This is a genomic window from Herbaspirillum sp. WGmk3 (assembly GCF_023952535.1).
GTDB classification, from domain to species: Bacteria; Pseudomonadota; Gammaproteobacteria; order Burkholderiales; family Burkholderiaceae_D; genus Herbaspirillum; species Herbaspirillum huttiense.
This window is the reverse complement of sequence record NZ_JAKYWT010000080.1, coordinates 1-265: the sequence shown is the minus strand read 5'-3', so window position 1 is coordinate 265 and position 265 is coordinate 1. Positions and strand designations below refer to the sequence as shown.

The window sequence follows — 265 nt, the reverse complement described above, 5'->3', positions numbered from 1 at the left end:
AGGTGTGAATAGCCCCAAATTTTTTGAAGGCAAAAAACTAACTGTTACTGTAAATGGCTATGAGAGATGTCCCAAAGCGAGAGCTGAATGTATTGCCATTTATGGGACTCGTTGCTATGTCTGTGGCATGAGCTTTGAACATACCTATGGCTCATTTGCTAAAGATTTTATCCATGTACATCATATTGAGCCATTAAATACGATTGGTGAAGAGTATGAGGTTGATCCTAAAGAAGATCTAAGACCTGTCTGCCCAAATTGTCAT

At 38.9% G+C, this 265-nt stretch carries 1 protein-coding gene; it reads left to right on the top strand.

The annotated features are described in order from the left end of the window. The coding region (locus MKD49_RS26025; protein ID WP_252697744.1) for an HNH endonuclease at window positions 1–265 on the top strand (265 nt) is incomplete at both ends.